2 protein-coding genes are annotated in these 576 nt (G+C 45.8%); one reads left to right on the top strand and one right to left on the bottom strand.

Features of this window, described 5'->3' with window-relative positions:
* On the top strand, window positions 1–258 hold a 258-nt coding region (locus R7R24_RS29035), incomplete at its 5' end, for an ElyC/SanA/YdcF family protein (RefSeq protein WP_318120502.1).
* Between the two features lie 69 nt (window positions 259–327).
* On the opposite strand, the gene R7R24_RS29040 is transcribed toward R7R24_RS29035, so the two are convergent.
* A partial coding sequence (locus R7R24_RS29040) for a winged helix-turn-helix domain-containing protein (protein ID WP_318120503.1) occupies window positions 328–576 on the bottom strand: 249 nt, incomplete at its 5' end.

Consider the following 576-nt stretch of genomic DNA (forward strand, 5'->3'; position numbering starts at 1 on the left):
CAAAAAGAGATTGTGCTGGTCACGTCAGCGAGCCACATGAGCCGTGCGCTGTACGAGTTTAACGCAGCTGGAATTAAACCCATCCCTGCTCCAACGAATTTCTTAGCGATAGACGAAGTTAGCCAACCGTGGGACAAGTATTCACCTAAAGCTCGCTACCTTGAGCAAACTGAACTGTTTTGGCATGAATACCTTGGTAGCGTTTGGCAAAGACTGCGTGACACCGTAGGGCAAACGCCGATGGTGGAAGCGGAATAAACCCGATTTATAAACACAAAAAAGGAGGGCATTGGCTCTCCTTTTTCTTTGCTGCTTGTCTGATGGTGATTAATCACCTGCGAACATGTAGCCTTCACCGTGAACGGTCACAAAAATTTGTGGGTTCTTAGGATCAAACTCCATCTTTGCGCGCATGCGTCGGATAAGAACATCAATCGTACGATCATTTGGAGCATCAACTCGATGACTGATCATATTCAAAATACGTTCACGACTCAGCACTTGATTCGGATAAGACGATAACGCCACCAAAAGCTCATATTCTGCTTTGGTTAGTTTTACTGGCTCACCATTACG

The organism is Vibrio sp. 704 (assembly GCF_033339295.1).